The sequence below is a fragment of the Nonomuraea zeae genome (genome assembly GCF_005889725.1).
In the GTDB taxonomy this organism is placed as follows: domain Bacteria; phylum Actinomycetota; class Actinomycetes; order Streptosporangiales; family Streptosporangiaceae; genus Nonomuraea; species Nonomuraea zeae.
Genome location: NZ_VCKX01000600.1, coordinates 1 through 2,521, shown reverse-complemented (window position 1 = coordinate 2,521; position 2,521 = coordinate 1). Strand labels below are relative to the sequence as shown.

Genomic DNA, 2,521 nt, shown 5'->3' with positions numbered 1-2,521 from the left:
CCCCCGCCCCTGTGCCCGCACCGGCAGAGCCCGCTCCCGCCGGCCCCGCTCCGGCACCTGCCAGCGCGGTCACCTGAACGAGCAGCGTGAACACCAGGGACATCACCCCGAAGGGCCCGATGTCCGACTTTTTCATGATGTCGAGCGCCTGATCGGCGGGCTTGCCGCTCCCCAGCCCGTCCGCCAGATCGGCGAGCCCGTCCAGGTGCAGCCCCCGGGTCAGTACGGCCAGCAGCCCCAGCGCCAGAGCCGCGTCGAGCAGCGGCGGAGCGGGCAGCAGCAACGGCAGCCCGCAAACCGCGCCGAGCACCAGCCCGACGGCCGGCGCCAGCGCCATCGCCTGCCCCGCGACCTCCCGATCCACCCGCTCAACACGTACGGGGAAGACGCTGAGCGTGCCGATCGCGAACCGCAGCCCGTGCACCAGCCGCATAACGGACGATCCTATGGCCCACTAGTGTGGCGGGATGCACGTGGTTGAACTGGAAGGCGTAGGTGTCCGGGTTGTCGGCAAATCGCTGCTCGACGCGGTCGATTGGCAGGTGGACTACGGCGACCACTGGGTGATCCTCGGCCCCAATGGCGCGGGCAAGACGACGCTGCTCTCTCTCGCGGGCGCCGTGCGGCATCCCAGTGAAGGCACGGTCAAGGTGCTCGGCCACCGGCTCGGCCGGGTCGACGTACGGGAGCTCCGCCGCCACCTCGGCCTGGTCGCGTCCAGCCAGCGGCTGATCGACGAGGAGTTGATGGAGGAGGAAGGGGCGACCGCGCACACCGTGGTGCTCACCGGGCACACCGGGACGAGCGTTCCCCTGTGGGAGAAGTACGGCGAGAGCGAGAAGGAGCGGGCGCATCGCCTGCTGGCCGACCTCGGGTGCAAGGACCTGGCGGACCGGCCGTTCCGGGTCTGCTCGCAGGGCGAGCGCGCCCGCATCCGGGTCGCCAGGGCGCTCATGGCGGACCCGGCGGTGCTGCTGCTCGACGAGCCGTTCGCGGGGCTGGACCTGCCGGCGCGGGAGGATCTCATCACCGCCGTCGAGGACCTGGCCACGACCAGGCCCGTCCTGACCACCGTGACGGTGACGCACCACTTGGAGGAGGTGCCGGCGACGACCACGCACGCCATGCTCATGCGCGACGCCCGGGTGCTGGCCGCCGGGCCCGTGTCGGAGGTGCTCACCCCGCCGAACCTGTCCGACTGCTTCGGCCGCCCCCTGCACGTGGACCGCCTCGACGGCCGCTGGTACGCCAGAGCCGTCCGCCCGTAGCTCGGTGCGGGGTCTCTGACGCCCGAGCAGGTCTCCTCGTACCGGCGGGCCCGAGCGCCTTCTCGGGTCCCCGAACGCGGCACCTCGGTCCGGGGTGCCGTCACAGCTCCAGCAGGCGTCCCGCGACCACGAGCGCCACGTACTCGGACTCGGCCGCCAGGCGCTCGTTGAGCCGTCCCAGGGCGTCCCTGAACGCCCGCCCGCTGGCCGTCATGGGTACGACGCCCATCCCCACCTCGTCCGACACCGCCACGATGCGTCCGGGCGTCTGCCGCCACGCCGCCACGAGCTCGTCGCAACGGGCGGTCACGGGCGCGCGGTCGCCCTCCCAAGCCCCGTGATCGTCGAACACCGCCGCCAGCCAGGTGCCCAGCCCGTCGATCAGCAGCGGCGTGGTGGCCCGCCGGATCGTCCCGGCGAGGTCGGAGGTCTCGACGGTCCCCCAGTGCGCGGGCCGCCGCACCTGGTGCGCCCGCACGCGCGCCGCCCACTCCGCGTCACCCTCGCCGCCGGGACCGGTGGCCACATAGGTGACGTACGGCTCCGCGGCCAGCCGCAGCTCCGCCTCGGCCGACTTGCCGGACCGTGAGCCTCCCAGCAGCAACGCCCGCCCCACCTGCCCCTGGGCCCGCTCCGGCGACGAGACCCGCGTGGACGCGGCGTGCGTGCCCGAGGTCCGGGCGCGCCCGGACGGGGGCGGCTCCAGCTCCGTGCCGTCGGAAACGGCGTGCGCGCCCCACAGCTTGAGACGCCTGGCCAGCTCCTCCTCCGAGCGAACCCGGTGATCGAGACCGATGGCCACCACCAGGGTCGCGTCGTCGGCCAGCCCGGCCCGTCGCAGCTCCCCGAGCCGTTCCGGCCGGTCGAGCAGGTCGATGAGGACCATGTCGTATCTGGCGGGCCCGTCCGGGTGCGGCTTGACGCCTGGTGCGGGTGAGCCCGGGGGGAGGCACAGCAGGGCCGAGCCGTCCGGGCCGGTCAGCCCGTGGCCGCCGGCGTGGAGCGCGTATCCGTCCGGCAGTCGGGTGAAGGGGAACCGGATCGCGCCGTCCACGATCAGCTCGAACGGGCGGCGGTGCCCGGCGGGGAGCCCGGCGCAGGAGGCGCAACGGCATCGTGGCTCGGGCCAGCCGGAGCCGCCCGCCGTACCGGAGAGAAGGACCTTCACCGCGCCGAGCGTACAAAGCGGCCAGGCGAGCGCGCGGACCGGGTGCCGGGCCGGGGCCGTGGCGCGAGTGTGGGGTGGGCAGGGA

General features: G+C 73.9%; 3 protein-coding genes. 1 reads left to right on the top strand and 2 read right to left on the bottom strand.

What is annotated here, in order from left to right:
• The coding region (locus ETD85_RS61615; protein WP_138698989.1) for an adenosylcobinamide-GDP ribazoletransferase at positions 1-433 on the bottom strand (433 nt) is incomplete at its 3' end.
• Positions 434-467: 34 nt separating this feature from the next.
• Between ETD85_RS61615 and ETD85_RS61610 the strand changes: the two genes are divergently transcribed.
• Entirely contained in the window at positions 468-1,268 is an 801-nt protein-coding gene (locus ETD85_RS61610) for an ABC transporter ATP-binding protein (RefSeq protein ID WP_138698988.1), read from the top strand.
• Positions 1,269-1,368: 100 nt separating this feature from the next.
• Here ETD85_RS61610 and ETD85_RS61605 read toward each other — a convergent pair whose 3' ends face one another.
• Positions 1,369-2,436, bottom strand: coding sequence for a bifunctional adenosylcobinamide kinase/adenosylcobinamide-phosphate guanylyltransferase (locus ETD85_RS61605; RefSeq protein WP_138698987.1), 1,068 nt, complete (start codon positions 2,434-2,436; stop codon positions 1,369-1,371).
• Between the last annotated feature and the right edge of the window lie 85 nt (positions 2,437-2,521).